This window comes from Corynebacterium kroppenstedtii DSM 44385, assembly GCF_000023145.1.
In the GTDB taxonomy this organism is placed as follows: Bacteria; Actinomycetota; Actinomycetes; order Mycobacteriales; family Mycobacteriaceae; genus Corynebacterium; species Corynebacterium kroppenstedtii.
The window spans coordinates 260,503-277,176 of sequence record NC_012704.1; the positions used below are offsets into that span (position 1 = coordinate 260,503).

At 56.6% G+C, this 16,674-nt stretch carries 12 protein-coding genes; 4 read left to right on the plus strand and 8 right to left on the minus strand.

Annotation, left to right across the window (positions count from 1 at the left end; all coding sequences use genetic code 11):
• Positions 1-51: 51 nt before the first annotated feature.
• The 4 genes from CKROP_RS01040 to CKROP_RS01055 form a co-directional block, all read right to left on the minus strand.
• Positions 52-852 (minus strand): SDR family NAD(P)-dependent oxidoreductase, encoded by an 801-nt coding sequence (locus CKROP_RS01040; RefSeq protein WP_012730890.1) that lies wholly within the window; start codon positions 850-852, stop codon positions 52-54.
• A gap of 111 nt (positions 853-963) precedes the next feature.
• Positions 964-2,313: an aspartate aminotransferase family protein gene (locus CKROP_RS01045; RefSeq protein ID WP_012730891.1), complete on the minus strand. Its 1,350-nt coding sequence runs from the start codon at positions 2,311-2,313 to the stop codon at positions 964-966.
• Between the two features lie 221 nt (positions 2,314-2,534).
• Positions 2,535-2,882, minus strand: coding sequence for a metallopeptidase family protein (locus tag CKROP_RS01050; protein WP_012730892.1), 348 nt, complete (start codon positions 2,880-2,882; stop codon positions 2,535-2,537).
• Between the two features lie 8 nt (positions 2,883-2,890).
• Positions 2,891-3,922, minus strand: coding sequence for a septum formation family protein (locus tag CKROP_RS01055; RefSeq protein WP_012730893.1), 1,032 nt, complete (start codon positions 3,920-3,922; stop codon positions 2,891-2,893).
• A gap of 173 nt (positions 3,923-4,095) precedes the next feature.
• Here CKROP_RS01055 and serS point away from each other — a divergent pair, with 173 nt between their 5' ends.
• Positions 4,096-5,367, plus strand: a complete 1,272-nt coding sequence (gene serS, locus CKROP_RS01060; protein WP_012730894.1) for a serine--tRNA ligase — start codon at positions 4,096-4,098, stop codon at positions 5,365-5,367.
• Between the two features lie 204 nt (positions 5,368-5,571).
• Here serS and CKROP_RS01065 read toward each other — a convergent pair whose 3' ends face one another.
• The 4 genes from CKROP_RS01065 to CKROP_RS01085 form a co-directional block, all read right to left on the minus strand.
• Positions 5,572-6,729, minus strand: coding sequence for an alpha/beta fold hydrolase (locus CKROP_RS01065; RefSeq protein WP_012730895.1), 1,158 nt, complete (start codon positions 6,727-6,729; stop codon positions 5,572-5,574).
• A gap of 1,027 nt (positions 6,730-7,756) precedes the next feature.
• On the minus strand, positions 7,757-9,295 hold the full coding sequence (gene glpK / locus CKROP_RS01075; protein ID WP_012730896.1) for a glycerol kinase GlpK: 1,539 nt from the start codon (positions 9,293-9,295) through the stop codon (positions 7,757-7,759).
• Between the two features lie 168 nt (positions 9,296-9,463).
• Positions 9,464-10,213, minus strand: coding sequence for an MIP/aquaporin family protein (locus CKROP_RS01080; RefSeq protein ID WP_012730897.1), 750 nt, complete (start codon positions 10,211-10,213; stop codon positions 9,464-9,466).
• A gap of 1 nt (position 10,214) precedes the next feature.
• A complete protein-coding gene (locus CKROP_RS01085; RefSeq protein WP_012730898.1) occupies positions 10,215-11,942 on the minus strand; it encodes a glycerol-3-phosphate dehydrogenase/oxidase in 1,728 nt (575 codons plus the stop codon).
• Between the two features lie 541 nt (positions 11,943-12,483).
• On the opposite strand from CKROP_RS01085, the gene CKROP_RS11045 reads away from it, so the two are divergent.
• From CKROP_RS11045 to CKROP_RS01100, 3 genes are all read left to right on the plus strand, one after another.
• Entirely contained in the window at positions 12,484-14,640 is a 2,157-nt protein-coding gene (locus CKROP_RS11045; protein WP_081429369.1) for an HAD-IIB family hydrolase, read from the plus strand.
• A gap of 8 nt (positions 14,641-14,648) precedes the next feature.
• The gene (locus CKROP_RS01095; protein WP_012730900.1) at positions 14,649-15,560 is read left to right on the plus strand and encodes a Cof-type HAD-IIB family hydrolase; all 912 of its coding nucleotides are present in this window, start codon (positions 14,649-14,651) and stop codon (positions 15,558-15,560) included.
• A 94-nt stretch (positions 15,561-15,654) separates the two neighbouring features.
• Positions 15,655-16,671 carry an aldose 1-epimerase family protein gene (locus CKROP_RS01100; protein ID WP_012730901.1) on the plus strand — a complete coding sequence of 339 codons (1,017 nt, stop codon included), beginning with the start codon at positions 15,655-15,657 and terminating at the stop codon, positions 16,669-16,671.
• Positions 16,672-16,674: the final 3 nt, after the last annotated feature.

The window sequence follows — 16,674 nt, forward strand, 5'->3', positions numbered from 1 at the left end:
GCCGCGAGAACCGGGGGTAGCCGGAACAAGCCGCGGCTACTCCTCACAGCGTTACTCCTCGCGACGGTAGACTTCCTGCGCCGAGACCTGGTCGCGAGCCATGATCGTGATGTGGTCAATATTCATCCGCGACGGCCGCGTCGCAATCCACACGACAGCGTCGGCAATGTCCTCAGCAACCATCGGCTCGAGGCCGCGGTAGACGGCGTCGGCCTTCTCCTTATCGCCACCGAAACGCACCGTCGAGAATTCGGTGTTCACCAGGCCGGGGCAAATCTCACACACACGCACCGGCTTACCCAGCAACTCCAGGCGCAGCACGCGCGTCATAGCAGCCACTGCATGCTTGGCGGCGTTGTATCCGGCTCCACCGCGGTACGGCTCGTGCCCGGCAATCGAGCTGATATTAATGACCTGACCATCGCCACTGGCCTCAACCTTGGGCAGCAGAGCACGAGTCACCCGGAGCGTGCCCAACACGTTGGTGTCATACATCCATTGCCAGTCCTCGACGTTGGCGTCGGCAATCGACTCGGATCCGTGCGCCCCACCAGCGTTATTGACCAACACGTCACACCGCGGAACCTGCTCACAGAACTTATCGACGCTCTCCTGATCGGTGACATCCAGCGGCAGGGCGACGGCGTCAATACCCTCTGCGACGGCTTGGAGCTTCTCGACGCGCCTGGCACCAATGTAGACGGTGTATCCCGCGTCGGCCAGCGCCTTTGCGGACGCCGCGCCGATGCCGGAACTTGCGCCCGTAATGACGGCTACAGGTTTGGTGCCGTCGCCATGAGCGCCAGAATCATTAGTGGTAGCGGAAAAAGCGTCTTTAGAAGGTGATGTCATAAATAATTCTCCAAAGGTACGGATATTTATAAGGGTTTTACAGGTTAAAGATTGTACGGGTCGTGGGGGACACACGTGCCCCGCTCGACGGAATGCGCCCCCACCGCGCCACTACTGAATAGCGACTTTTTGATCCAACGTCGTCAGCGCCTTATCCAGGATCTCAAGACCCTGGCGTGCAACGTCGTCGGGAATATTGAGGGCGGGGCAAATGTGGATACGGTTCATGTTTTGGAACACAACCAAGCCGTTCTCACGGCACTCCGCAACGAGCTCCTTGACCTCGGGAGCGGTTGTTCCATACGCACCGAGCGGTTCGCGGGTTTCCTGATCCTTCACCAGCTCGACCGCCCAGAAGCAACCAAGGCCTCGGATATCGCCGATGCTGTGGTGCTTCGCTGCCAAATCACGCAACGCAGGGCCGAAAACGTCCTCGCCCAACCGGCGGGCATTCTCAACCATTCCTTCCTCGTCCATGGCATTGATCGTCGCCACGGCAGCAGTCGTTGCCAGAACATGACCGGAGTAGGTCAACCCGCCGGGGTAGGGGGTGTGGTCAAAATCAGCGGCGATCTCGTCAGAGATTGCGACGCCACCCAACGGGACATAACCCGAGTTCACGCCCTTGGCGAAGGTCACCAGGTCTGGTTTCGCACCAAACTCCTCGAAGGCGAACCAGTTGCCTGTGCGGCCGAAACCAGCCATGACCTCGTCGCAAATCATGACAATGCCGTACTTATCACAGATTTCGCGGACACCCTGCCAGTATCCGGGCGGCGGAGGCATAATTCCCGCAGTGCCGGGGATCGACTCCATGATGAACGCGGCGAACAGCTCCGGCCCCTCAAACGCAATGAGGTTATCCAAGTACTCGAGGGCGCGCTGGCATTCTTCCTCTTCCGTCGTGGCATGGAATTGGCTGCGGTACAAGAATGGCCCGAAGAAGTGAACCGCGCCCGACGTCCCGTAGTCATTTCTCCACCGACGGTTATCGCCCGAAATATTCATAGCGATTTGGGTTGCGCCGTGGTAGCCCCTGAAACGCGACAACACCTTGTAGCGGCCCGTGTGCAGACGTGCCAAACGGATAGCGTGCTCGACGGCATCCGCGCCGCCGTTCGTGAACAACACCTTGTTGAGGTGATCGGGCAAGTGCGACGTGATCAGACGCGCGGCCTCCGAACGCTTGTCATTCGCGTACGCCGGAGCGATGGTGCACAGTTGGTCCGCCTGCTCCTTGATGGCCTGCACGACCTTCGGGTGCTGGTGGCCAATATTCGTATAAACCAGCTGCGAAGAAAAGTCGATATATTCCTTGTTATCTGCATCGACGATGTAGGAACCGTGGGCCGATTCCATCACAATCGGATCCAACTCCGCCTGTGCAGACCACGAATGGAAAACGTGGGCTCGATCGTCGTTGTAGGCGCGTCGACCAACGTCGGACTGGGGTACTGGCACCGTAAACCTCCATGGTGTCGGGTCAAAAAAGATGTGCCGTGTCGTCGCTGGGTAGGGCCCCGGTAAGACCCGGGTAGGACTCCGCAACGCACCGGCTCCGCCGAGTCTAACGGAAAAAGTGGCTTTTAATCCCTTGCGTTAACAAATGTTTACAATTGGGCGGCTATCGCGCGGGTAGTCATCGTGCCGGGAGGTGTGGCAATCGCGCCGGGACATGCGCCCTACGCCCACCCGAGTTCATGCAGACGGTCGTCATCGATACCGAAATGATGCCCAATTTCATGGACGACGGTGACTGCAACCTGGCGGACCAATTCCTCCTCTGAATTGCAGTATGCGCAGATCGCTTCCTTGTAAATCGTGATTTTGTCGGGGAGGGCAAAGCTATACGACGACGTCCGCCGGGTGAGAGCGACCCCCTCATACAGGCCCAAAGTGTTGGGATTCTCGCGGTTCCACGGTTCGACAACCAACGCAACATTATTCATATTGCGCAGGAGTGATTCGGGGATAAGCTCAATGCCCCTGTCGATGAGCTCGTCGAACCTTTCGTCAGATACGGAGATCATGACAGAACCTAATTTCCTCGTTTAGGCGCGCGGCTCGGCTGTGGCGGGGGCGGGTTGCCATTAATGGTGAATTCACCTTTTGCAGAGCCCTTCAAAGTGGATAGTGAGTTATTGTCTCCCGTTTTAATCAGAGAGCAATTGACGTTCCGGGAGCCACCCTTCCAGGAATCTTCCGTAAGCGTTGTCCAGAACGGTTCGAGCGTGGAGTTATAGAGCTTGTCATCGCCCCCGATGAATGCTGTAACCGAATCAGTACACCGCTTATTGAGATACTCATTTTGATCTTCAATGGATGGGTATTCTTTGAACTTTTCACCCAGATCAATGATGTCCGTGACCTCATATTGGTGGTCAGCATTACAATCCACGACTTGAGCGGTGGCATCCACGGATGTATCGCCCTCAGTTTGTTTGTTCTGGTTAACGTCCTTCTTTTCGGTAATGGCTACGCACTCGCCGGGCTTAAACACCGGTGACTGGTCCTGATCAGCCGCTTTGCCCGTAAGGGCGCTGGCGTGGCCATTATTCCCCGTCACTTGGAGACCGCACAACAGCGTTCGGTCACCATCTGCCCACGACTTTTGTGGCGGCAAAATCGGAGCAATCGTAAACCGACCCGTAGGATCAAACTTCCCGCCCAGATAGCTGAGCGTGGGCTGTTTACACAGTTCATCGGTCAACTCCGCTTGACGTTTCCGGCTGAGCATACCGGCGTTCGACCCGAATTCACTGGCCGGGTAGGCCGCCAAATTCTCCCGATGAGAGACCTCGAAGCGGTGAGACTTGGCGCAGTCGACGGTCTGAAAATCGGACACAGTGCCGTCGGAGGAGGTCTTCCAATCCAAGCACTGCCCAGCCTCGGCATTAGTAAAGGACTTTTGTTTCGATTCCTTATCTTCCCCGGGTGCCGTATGGGGGGTGTCCGACGCGGAATCGGAATGCTTTTCCTGGGCGTAGGTAAAAGTGCCCGCGGCTGATCCGCCACAGAGGAGTGCGACGAGGCCGACAATGACTGAGGAACGTCGGACTGTCGGTTTCATGCGTCACCTTCGTTTCCGGGGTCGTTGACTAATAGCGATCGACGTTTATTCGCGACATATCCTGCCACATGAGGCCCACTACTTACTATTATTCCAGTACTATTCCTGTACCTTACTTGTTTGCTTTTTGACCGGTTGAAGCTGGACAGCCCTAAAACCATTAAGCTAATGCTGTGATTGATCTGAAGCAGCTTCGTGATGACCCCGACCGTGTCCGTGAATCCCAGCGCACCCGTGGCGAAGACCCGGGCCTCGTCGATCAACTCCTCCAGGCTGACCAGGCCCGACGTGAGGCTATTTCCGCTGCCGACGCCACTCGCGCAGAACACAAGGCCTATACAAAGTCCATGGGCAAGAAGATGCGCGACGCATCCCCGGAGGAAAAGGAGAACCTGCGCGCAAAAGGAACGGAACTGTCCAACGTCGTCAAGGAAAAAGAGGAAGCCCAGCGGGTTGCTGAAGCTTCGGTTCATGACCTACAGATGCAGATCTCCAATATTGTAGAAGGTGCGCCTGCCGGTGGGGAAGAAGACTTCGTCGTTGTCGAGAAAGTGGGGACCCCGCCACAATTCGACTTCGAGCCGAAAGACCACCTCGAGCTCGGCGAATCCCTGGGGATTATCGATATGGAGCGCGGTGCGAAGGTATCGGGCTCGCGCTTTTACTTCCTCAAGGGTGCGGGTGCTCTGCTGCAGCTCGGGATGCTGCAGCTCGCGGCACAGAAGGCCGTGCAGCACGGGTTTGAACTGATGATCACCCCGGTCATTGTTAATCCGGAGTCGATGTCCGGCACCGGTTTCCTGGGGCAGCACGCCGACGAAATCTATTACCTACAGGAGGACAACCAGTACTTGGTGGGTACCTCCGAGGTTGCGTTAGCGGGCTACCACAGCAAGGAGATTATTGACCTTTCCGCTGGCCCTAAGCGCTACGCAGGGTGGTCCTCGTGCTTCCGGCGTGAGGCTGGGTCATATGGCAAGGACACGCGGGGAATTCTGCGCGTGCACCAGTTCGACAAGGTCGAAATGTTCAGCTACTGCAAGCCGGAGGACGCGGCCGCAGAACACCAGAAGCTCCTGAGTATGGAGCGGGAGATGCTCGCTGCCGTCGAGGTTCCTTATCGGATTATCGACGTTGCCGGTGGCGATTTGGGTTCCTCGGCAGCGCGAAAGTTCGATACCGAAGCATGGGTGCCGACGCAGAACACGTACCGCGAATTAACGTCGACCAGTAACTGCACGACGTTCCAGGCCCGCCGACTGGGGATCCGCTACCGCGATGAGAACAATAAGACGCAGATTGCGGCGACGTTGAATGGCACCTTGGCGACGACGCGCTGGTTAGTGGCCATTTTGGAGAACAACCAGCAGGCGGACGGGTCGGTGAAGGTCCCAGAGGCTTTGCAGCCGTATGTGGGCCAAGACGTACTGAAACCGGTGAAGTAACGCGGGATTAGCGCTCTTCACCGGCTGTCAGAACGACGTAGCGATAAAGAGTGCGGTGGGTGTAACTAATATTCAACAAAGCTTCCCGCACGGGGCGAATACAGCGGCCCGCATAACGGAAAGCTTTGTGAGAGAGTCAGGTTGCGTTCGTTTAGGAGAACGCAACCTGTCAGTACTTATGGCAGGTGCGTAACCCGCGAGTCCTTAGTGTGCGTCGATGAACCCGATGGCGCGGTCGATGACTTCGTCACGAGAGGGCTCGTTCATAGTCTCATGCATGGAACCCTTCCACAGGACCATGTGTTTGTCGGTGGATCCGACTGCGTTGTACCAGTTGATATCGAGCGGGTAGGGAACCAATCCGTCGGTATCGCCGTGCATGATGAGCGTTGGCTTCGTGTAGTTCTTCGCATGCGCACCGGTGTAGAGCAAGGCAGATGCGATCTGGTACAGCGTCGACACGTTCAACGTCTTGCTGTTGAGCGGATCGTTAGAGAGCTGGTCACGAACATCCGGATCTGAGACGACACCCAGCTTGAAGGCGTTAGGCACGTCGACGGTCTTGAGCGGCTCCGGGGACTCGATCGGCTTGCCCGCGTCCGGTGGCAGCTTCAAGCCGAACTGGTCCAGAACGCCCTGGACGTTGTAGCCGAGCATGGCGTCGAGCGGTTCGAACGGGCGCCTGCCGTCGTTAGGCAGGTATGGTCCGACGAAGAACGGGTAGGACTGTCCGTCGGCGTGCTTGTACTCCGGCATCAGCGTGTTCTCGCCGTAGTTGTTCACCGGAATACCACCACCGTTGGTCACGGTCGCGTCGATGGTGTCGGGGTAGACCACTGAGTACATCTGAGCGGCCATGGCGCCCATGGAGTGGCCCATCATGAACACTTTGCCCTGCTGCTCGTTGTGAATCATGTCGACGAGCTGCTTCATGTCGTCGATAACGTAGTTGAAGTTATCGATCAGTCCCTTGTGAACGTTGTTGTACGGTTCAGCGGAACGGCCGTGACCGCGGTGGTCAAGGCGGTAGACGTTGTAGCCGGCCAAGTTCAGGCGGTACGTGATGTAGTCGTAGCGCTGTTGGTTCTCTGCCAGACCGTGGATAAGAGCAATGCTTCCCTTAGCGTTGGGAATAATGTTCTTCTTCCAGTAGATCTCGGTACCTTTGCCATCGGTCGACGTGAATGTGCCATCAGTGACCTGAGCATCGGGGGCGACCATGCCAGTGATGCGGCCAGGGTAGGTGTTGTAGGTACGTACGACTCCGTCGGGGTTGGCTTCGGCGGCGGCAATGGTGCCCGAACCGAAGATCACTGCAAGCGAGAGAACAGCGGCGCCACTGGCCTTCTTGAGGGACGACATTTTTAACCTCGTGTGGGGAGAAATGAACAATGGTCGGCGCGGTTAATCTTCACGGTTCTAGTAGACAGCTAGTGTGATAATTAACCGCTTCATCTATCCGACATTTCAATGCTCCGCAGTCGGGATCTTCTTAGAGTGGAATAAAAATAGAGGCTTGGAAGTTGATATATCGAGATTTCTTCTCGACGAAGGCCTCGCTGTTTTATTCCTCTGGCCGATGCTCCCAACCTGGGTATTGATTCAATCGGTAGATATCGCTAAAGAAAATACTAATGCACTTCAGAAGTTTGACGAAGAAAAAATGAGCGGCCCCACCCCCGTGTGGGGTTGGTATGTAACGAACTGAGATATACGGCATCCTTATCGATGTGTGGTGTGAGAAGTGAAGTGCTCTGGACCGGACACAAGTGACCTACGGGAGTCATGTGGTACCGCGTTTACCCAGGTAAAAGCGCTATTTTATGGTCAAACCGAAGCGTGATTGAGGGTGTCCTCATGTGTGGAGGGGTCGGGGGTGGCTTTGCTGCGAATGTAAAAATTAGCTCAACGATGCGTGAGTGATAGGGCGTGATGAGAGAGTAAGAAATAACACACCGGAATGACGCTTAACGTCAAGGATTTTGTTGCACCCCAAAAATAATTTTCCGCATCTCTGAATTCAGACGCTCTAAAGTCAGATTTTGGCGAATGTTGTCGCATAGAGATATATGCAACAGTGGTCAAAGAAAAGTGGCCGCGCTGCAATGTTTCGACGCGAACGAAAAATGAGATCGAGTGAAATTGTGGAATAACTCTGTCGAGGGTGTTAGAAAATAACCTTGGGTAATGTCGGATTATTTCAAGCGCTAAGAGCTAATAGATTCCGGCGATCAACTCGAACCCAGTGCAAAATGGGTTCCGGGCGGTGCGACGTTTCCGGGAAGGAACTGGCCGCCCGCTCACTGGTGACCAGTTGGCGGAACGCACTCCCGGATCCGCCACGATCATTGAGCCCGAGGTTAACGAGCCCGTCTCAATGGCCCGCTACTTAGCTGGGCTCGTTGGTGCTCTCCTCCCAGTTGTACGTGCGTTCGACGGCGCGGTTCCAATCGCTGTAGAGCTGCTTGCGCTCGTCTTCGCCCATCTTTGGTTTCCACACCTTGTCCACAGTGCTCTGCTCCTTGAGCTCATTGAGCGAATCCCAGAACCCAGCGGACAGACCGGCCGCGTACGCTGCACCCAGCGCCGTGGTCTCGATGTTCTTCGGACGGACAACCTCAGTGTTGATGATGTCGGACTGGAATTGCATGAGGAATTCATTCATCACCATGCCGCCGTCAACTTTTAGGGCATTAATGTCGACGCCCGAGTCCGTGACCATGGCGTCAAGCACCTCGCGGGTCTGATACGCGGTTGCTTCGAGAACCGCACGGGCCAGGTGGTTGCGGTTAGCAAAACGCGTCAGTCCGACGATCGCACCGCGAGCATCGGGACGCCACCGCGGGGCGAACAGGCCAGAGAAGGCGGGGACGAAGTAGACGCCACCGTTGTCCTCCACGGACTTGGCCATGTTTTCAACCGAGGGTGCGTTAGGAATCAGCTGGAGGTTGTCGCGAAGCCACTGCACCAAGGAGCCACCCATGGCGACCGATCCTTCGAGTGCGTAGACCGGCTTTTGGTTCTCGATCTGGTAGCACACCGTGGTGATCAAACCGTTGTCGCTCCACTTTGGCTTTGCGCCGGTGTTGAGCAGCATGAACAAGCCGGTTCCGTAGGTGTTCTTCGCGTCGCCGTTGCCGAAGCAGCACTGGCCGAACATGGCGGCCTGCTGGTCACCGAGCACGCCACGGATCGGGACGCCAGCCAGCGAACCGCGGGCACGGACCGTCCGGAAATCGCCGATCGACGGGCGAATTTCCGGAAGCATGGACTGCGGGATGTCCATCGCCTTGCACAGGTCCTCATCCCACTTCAGCGTCTTGAGGTCCATGAGTGATGTACGGGAAGCGTTGGTCACGTCGGTGACGTGCAAGGCGGGGTTGCCGTTGTCGCCGTCGACACCACCGGTGAGGTTCCACAACAGCCAGGTGTCGATCGTTCCGAAGAGGAGGTCACCTTTCTCTGCCTTCTCGCGGGCACCCTCCACGTTTTCCAAAATCCACATGATCTTGGGGCCGGCGGGGTACGAGTTCAGGCGAACACCCGTCGTCTTGCGCCAACGGTCCGGTCCTTCGTCGCCAGCAAGGCGCTGTGCGATGTCGTTAGTGCGGGTGTCCTGCCACACGATCGCGTTGTAGATGGGCTCGCCGGTGTTCTTATCCCAGACCACCGTCGTTTCACGCTGGTTGGTGATGCCGACAGAAACGACGTCGTTGACGGAAATGTCCAGTTCCGCCATGGCTTCACCGACTGCGCGTCGGGTGTTGTTCCAAATCTCGTTGGCGTCGTGCTCAACCCAGCCCTTCTTGGGGAAGATCTGCTTGTGCTCGAACTGGGCGACGGTGGCAATGGATCCATCGTGGCGGAAGAGAATGCACCGTGTGGAGGTGGTTCCCTGGTCGATGGCTGCTACATATTTCTCTGGCATGGGATCTCCAAAAGTGTGTGGTCCAAAAGTGTGTTGGATAGTTACTGCGTTGTCTTATGTGTGAGTCGAGTTCGTGGGGTCGTGGAGGGTTGTGCTGTTCCTTCGCGTATATACAAGCGCGCCCCGGGCGACACTGATGGGTCGGGCGGAGCGCACTGTATTCATGATTTATCCGAGGGCGACGGCGGTGAGGCCGGCGGCAACAGCACCAAGCATCGGTCCGACGATCGGCACCCAAGCGTATCCCCACTGTGCTGCACCTTTGTCCTTAATGGGTAGTACGAAGGCGTACATCAGGCGCGGGCCAAGGTCACGCACGGGGTTAATCGCGTACCCGGTGGGTGTACCGAGGGACAAACCGATAGCGACGATGATGAATGCAACGCCGAAGTACTTGAGCGGTCCCAAGTCTCCACCGGAAGGCCCGAGGAGGATGAAGACCAACAATGAGTACGTGGCGATGAACTCTGTTAATGCATTCCAAAAGTTATTGGGATGAGCGGGGACGGTGAAGAAAATGCCCTGGGTGGTGGCATTTCCCTTGACGTTATTTCCGTTCTCGTCCAGGTTGTTGGCGTCAAACAATTGCTTGAATGCTGCCCACGCTAGGAACGCACCAGCCATTGCACCGAGCATCTGTCCACCGAAGTACCAGGGGACGAGTGACCACTCGAGTTTGTCGTCGATAGCAAGGGATAAGGTGACGGCCGGGTTCAGGTGGCCACCGGTTTTGTCGGCGATACTCGCGCCGATAAACACTGCGAGACCCCAGCCAAAAGCAATGGTCAGCCAGTTGGTGTTGCGGGCCGTGGACGTCCGGAGATTGACCGCGGCACACACACCGTTACCAAACAGCATCAGCATCATCGTGCCGAAGAATTCCCACCCCATGGCTTGGGGGCCTGTTAGCGTTTCCATCTCACCTGTCCTGAGAAGTATCGACGTCCGGGCGAGTATCTTCGACGCTCGCCTCGATCTTGTTAGCGGACTCGTCGGTTAGCTCTTTTTCAGCCTTCTTCTGAGCCTCGACACGATCCGTGAAGACCTTGATCTCTTCCTTACGCGCCTTTTCATCCCAGCCCATCGTGTCCGCAACCAGCTTGGAGACGGCTTCCGCACATTCGACGCCACGGTGGTCATATTCCATCGCGAGGCGCATACGGCGGTGAAGGATGTCCTCCAAGTGAGCCGCACCCTCGTGGGTAGCTGCATACAGTGCTTCAGCCATCAAGTAGGCCGGTGCGCCCGGGATCGGCTCAAGCAGGGACTTGTCCTTGTCGGCAGGTGCCAGGACTTCGTAGATGAGCGAACCGTAGCGGTTGAGCAGGTGATCCACGGTCTTTTCGGAGATCCCCAGCCGCTTGGCCAGCTGCGGAATCTGGTTGGCCAGTGCGTGGTAGCCGTCGGCACCGAGAAGAGGAACATCCGTCGTGACCGAATCCGGAACATCGAACGGAATGTCTTCCTTGGCAGCGTCGACCGTATCTGCACCGATCACGCGGTAGGTCGTGTACTTACCGCCAGCCACAGACACGAGGCCAGGGGTGACGCGCGCGACGGCGTGGTTACGCGACAGGTTCGTCGTCGAGTCCGAGGAACCGGCAACCAGGGGGCGGAGTCCCGCGTACACGCCGACGATGTCGTCGTACGTGATCTGGCGCTTCACCTTGGCGTTAATGTGCTCCAGGATGTAGTCAATATCGGCCCGCGTTGGTGCAGGGTTGGCTAGGTTCATGGTCCAGTCGGTGTCGGTGGTACCGATGATCCAGTACTCACCCCACGGGATTACGAAGAGAACGGACTTTTCCGTGACGAACGTGAGGGCAACGTCGCCAGGCAAGACCGATTTCGGGACGACGATGTGAACACCCTTGGAGGTGTGAACGTGGAATTTGCCCTCGACACCGGCGAGTTTTTCGATCTCGTCATTCCAGATGCCGGTGGCGTTGACGAATACCGATCCGTGAATGGTGGTTGTGCGGCCAGAATCAGTGTCGACGATCCTCGCGCCGGTGATTCGGTCCCCGTCCTTCTCGAAATCGACGACCTGGGTGGAGGGGCGGATCGTTGCGCCGAACTCTGCCGCGGTGCGCAGGACGGTCATGGTGTGGCGGGCGTCGTCAACGAGGGTGTCGAAGTAACGAACACCGCCGACGAGCGCGTCTTCTTTCAACCCGGGGGAGAGCTTGAGCATGCCCTTGCGGGTGTAGTGCTTCTGCATTGGCACGGATTTCGCGCCACCCATGAGGTCGTACAACATGAAGCCCGACGCCATGAACGGACGCTGCCAGATGCGGTGCTCCAGCGGGAAGATGAATTTCAGCGGCTTGACCAGGTGTGGGGCCAGGCCGGACATGCTGAGCTCGCGCTCGCGAAGCCCCTCGGCAACAAGCCGGAAGTCCAGCATGGCGAGGTAACGAAGTCCGCCGTGGAACATCTTGGACGAGCGTGAGGAGGTACCTCCAGCGAAGTCACGGGTTTCCAGGACGGCAACTTTCAAACCACGAGTTGCAGCGTCTAGTGCAGTACCGGCCCCGACGGATCCTCCGCCGATGATGACCATGTCGTAGTGCTCTTTACCGAAATCTTCCCACGCTTGTTCGCGCTGTTCTTTATTCAGTGAAGTGCTAGTGGCTGAGATCGCCATAATTGCTAGGTTCCTCCTTCAAGCTGAGCACGTGTGAAAGAGCTGGAAAGTAGCACTGTGTAGAGGTGATTCGTCCTCCTTGTGGGTGCCAGGGGTCTGGATTAGGAGGGGTTTTCACCGTCGTTGTGTTACGTAGCTCTCGTACTCACTCCATGAGATGTGAAGGTCACATTATTTACGGTGTCGACGCTATCATCTGGTGCGGACCTGCGTGAGCTTTTACCTACGGTCGCGTAGGTAGTAGTTTTGCTGTGTGAACTACCAGCAGTCTCGTCGGGTGCTGGAGCTATGGCTGATAAAGGTTTATTTATGTCCGTTTGGCGCATTATTTTCGTTAGTTATGCCCGTTAATGACCGGAATTGGGCGGTAAATTAATCTCAAAATTAACCCATTATGGGGGTAGGAATCGGGGCTGTTCGATGGGTTTCGGCGCTAAGTAAGCTTCTCTGCAGTGCCCACAGATGACGCATTTGTCGTGTGGTGAACATAAAAAAGCTGGTGAATTCCTGTGTCCATAAGCTCACCGTTAAGATGAGGCCTATGGCAGATCCGTTTTACTTCGGCATTATTGGCCTCGCTCGGACCCTATTCGCTCTGGAAGGCCTCCGTTTTCGAGTGACAGGAACCGAGAATGTACCGGCCAAAGGAGGTGCCGTTGTGGTGATGAACCACACCGGTTATCTTGACTTTGCCTACGCGGGAATTCCCTTCCGAAGCTGCCGCCGATATGTGCGTTACATGGCCAAATCCGAAGTATTCGATCACCCCATTGCGGGGCCGATCATGCGTGGAATGAAACACATTCCCGTAGACCGGATCGACGGGAGCGAGTCATACCGCCAGGCTGTGGATTATCTCCGATCGGGCCGTTTGGTCGGTGTGTTCCCAGAATCGACCATTTCGCGCAGCTTCGAGATCAAAGACTTCCGCAAAGGCGCTGTGCGGATGGCTCAGGAAGCGGGGGTGCCTTTGATCCCCGTCACCATTGTTGGTTCTCAGCGTGTCTGGACGAAGGGGCATCCGAAGCGGTTGGGGCGCACACGAACCCCGATTTATATTAATGTTCTCTCGCCTATCCACCCTGACGGCGACGCGGCGACAGAGACAGATCACCTCCGTGATGTCATGGTCAACGACTTGGACAGGCTGTGGGAGATGTACCTGCAGGATAACGGCCCAATTAAGGGCGACGAATACTGGATTCCTGCCCGGTACGGCGGAGCTGCCCCACCGTTTGAAGTTGCCCAGCGGGAGGACAACGCCGTCGCTGAGGAGCGGCATCGCATCCGCAAACTGCGGGACGATTTGAATAATTTGACGCATGTCGTGACGACGACAACCCGCGATATCGTCAACAAGAGTGTGAGCATGAGCTCCGACGCGTGGGCGAAGAGTTCCGACGCGGTGAAGTCTGCCTCAGTGAGCGCGCGTGACTCAGTGACTGAGTCCGCAGCGGCCTTGAATGAGAAAATGCCGTGGCAAGCTGATGAGGAAACGAAGCTGCGTAAACGCGCGGATAAGCTCGAAAAGAATAAGCGCAAAGAGGAAATAAAGGAAGCGAAGACCGCCGAAAAAGAAGCTGAGCAGGCTGAGAAAGCGGCCAAGAATAAGGCTAAAAATAAGCGCGGCGATGGCGCTGAAAAGATCGTCGAGTCTTTGCAGACGAGTTTCGATTCTCTTTATGAGGAGACCTCCAAGAATAATCACGAGGGAGCCTCGAAGATTATTGAAGCACGAGATTCTTTCTACCGTTCCTCGCGCGAATTGCTTCAATCGGTGCAGTCCGCCACTGCATCCATGACAGACGCGACCCGTGATGTCGAATGGATGTCGTTAGATAAGACATTAACGTCACTTATCGGGCAAACGAAACAGATTCGTGACAAAATTCCTGCCCGCATTAAATCGAAATTACCTTCGGACGTGGCTGCTGTCTGTTCCGATATAGATGGGACGATCCTTCACGAGAATACAATTAGCGACGCGACGCGTGACGCATTCGAGCAGCTCAACGCCCATGGTGTCGAGGTTCTCTTGGCTACCGGGCGGGCCATTGAAGAAGTTGAGCCTGTAGTTGATCAACTCCCGATCTCTCCCGTTGCGATCTGCGCTAATGGTGCCGTGGTTTATGACACTAAGGATAAACGCGTACTCCACGTGGAAGGCTTTTTTGAAGGCGGAGCGGATATCCTCACGCATCAAATTGAGGAAGATATTCCCGAAGCTGAGATAATTGTGCGCACCGTTGATAACACTGCGGTCAAAGTTGTTGTTAAAGCGGATATGCCGAGTGAAGATATCGCTGATGCGCTGGATGAAAGCGTCCGGGAGAGAAGTGCACTCACCTATTCCACCCCGTATGGATCTATAGAATTAGGCCCTATTGGTGTGAATAAATCGACCGGTGCCGAATGGTATTTCCACAATAAAGGCATAGACCCGTCCCACGTTATCGCTTTCGGCGATATGCCCAATGACACCGAATTACTCTCCTATGTTGGTGCAGGCATCACCATGGGGAACGCCGATCGCGATCTTATTCGCGATGCTTCTTGGGTGACATCCTCCGTGGAGGACGACGGAGTCGCCGAGGTTCTCAAATATGTTCTGAAACGTTTTGAGGACCAGGACGCTGATGTTCAAGACGCGGATGCTGCGGACCAAGCAGATCCATCGAGCCCAGCTGCAGAGAAATAAACCCCACCGTGGATATCGACGCCAGCCGGCCACAAGACACGGGGAACTCCAGTGCCGGACTTCCCGACGCCGTGGACCTTGCCCGGTGTGTCCCTGCGCCCTTGCTCGTCGCCTCTGACATCGACGGAACCTTTGTCACGAGTGCCGAACGCGTCACTCCGCGGCTGACGTCGGCAATTCACCGTATGGTGCGAGCTGGAACGTCGCTTGTCTTGGCCACGGGACGGCCCGCCAGGTGGACGCTCCCTGTCATCAGCCAGCTGCCTGCTCGCCCCCTCTGCGTGTGCACGAACGGATCCGTGATTTTCGATTCCGCCAGGGGAGAGGTTCTCAATGCACATGAGATTCCCCCGGAACACGTCGCTGACATGGTGCAACGGGTGGTCGACGGCCTCGCGTCGGATCCGCGAGGGATTCACGTCGGATTTGGGGTGGAGCGCGTCGGAACTGATCTCTATTCCGAGAAGGACCAATTCCTCATTGAGCCTAACTTCGATCACGTATGGGAAAGCCAGGGATTTTCGCTGGTGAGTCTCGAGGAGCTCGTGACCGAGCCCGCCGTCAAACTACTGCTTCGTTCGCCCGAAGTCACCAGTGAAGAGCTCTATCAGCTTGTCGCGCCGATGATTCCCGTTGATAAAGGGCATGTGACCTATTCATTTTCGGGTGGCTTGCTGGAAATCGCAGCACCCGGTGTGACTAAAGCTGGTGGTTTGGCCGAGGTCGCGGATCTTCTTGGTGTCGACGCGGGCGAAACCGTTGCCTTCGGTGACATGCCGAATGACACAGAGATGCTGGAATGGGCGCGAATGGGGGTAGCGATGGGTAATGCACATCCGCTGCTTCGAGAGGTGGCAAAAGTGGTAACTACCAGTAACGATGAGGATGGCGTGGCGCGCGTTATTAACGCATGGTTCTAGAAGACGCCTCACAACCGAATCGGGTATTTCCGCCCGGTTCACGGTTTGCTAACGTCAGACATCGGGCATCCAACATGAGCCCTAAGGAGCTGCCATGAGCGAGGAAGAGTCGCAGGTCAATAACCATCCTGTGGTGCATCTCTCACACGGACCCTACGCTGCGGAAATCGCTACGTATGGGGGAGGGGTACGTTCCTTCACATACCGGGTTCTGCCCCTAATGGAGGGGTATCGCGACGGTGAGTACCCGCCCTTGTCTGCGAACGTCGTGCTAGCTCCTTGGCCCAACCGAATCCGGGACGGGCGTTTCCACTTTCACGGTCAGTCGCACCAACTATCGATCACCGAGCCGGACCGGAACAACGCCATTCACGGTTTCGTGAGCGATGCCGCGTGGGACGTGGTTGCACAATCTGATGACTCCGCTGCGGTCACACTGGCAACCACCATCGAGCCCCAGCAAGGATGGCCGTGGACGCTTCAGGTGACGTCGACCTATGAACTCTCTGATCAAGGGCTGACGTGTACTTGCGAGATCACGCATCGTGCCGACGCTCCCGGGGCTGGTGCTGCGCCGGTGGCATACGGGTTCCATAGCTATCTCAGTGCTCTCGGAGCCCCGATCGATGAGTGCACGCTCGACATGTTCGTTCGCAGTCAACTTCCCCTGGATCCGGACAGGAAACTTCCCTCGGGCGACGTTATCGACGCCACCGCAGGGTCTCCGATCCACCGGATTGAGCTTCGTGATCAGCTTCTCGACGACTGTTTCGGGCGAGAGGCTTTATCGGACAGCGCATCCCCAGATAAGGCGAGTGCTGAACCCCCATCTAATGACGTCGCTCCTGATGTTCGTGCAGCGAGACTAGTCAATGGCGACGGCTGCGGGGTGGAAATGTGGGTCTCTCCACAGATCAAGTGGTTCCAGGTTTTTACCGCGGATCCATCGTGGGGCTATCCCTATCCCGGCCGAGGCCGCGCGTTGGCCGTCGAACCTATGACGGTGCCTCCCGATGCCTTCAACAGCGGGACGGATGTGGCGGAGATCGCGCCGGGCGATTCACTCGTCGTGAAGTGGCGTATCGGGTACGCGGAGCCATTAACCAGATAACAG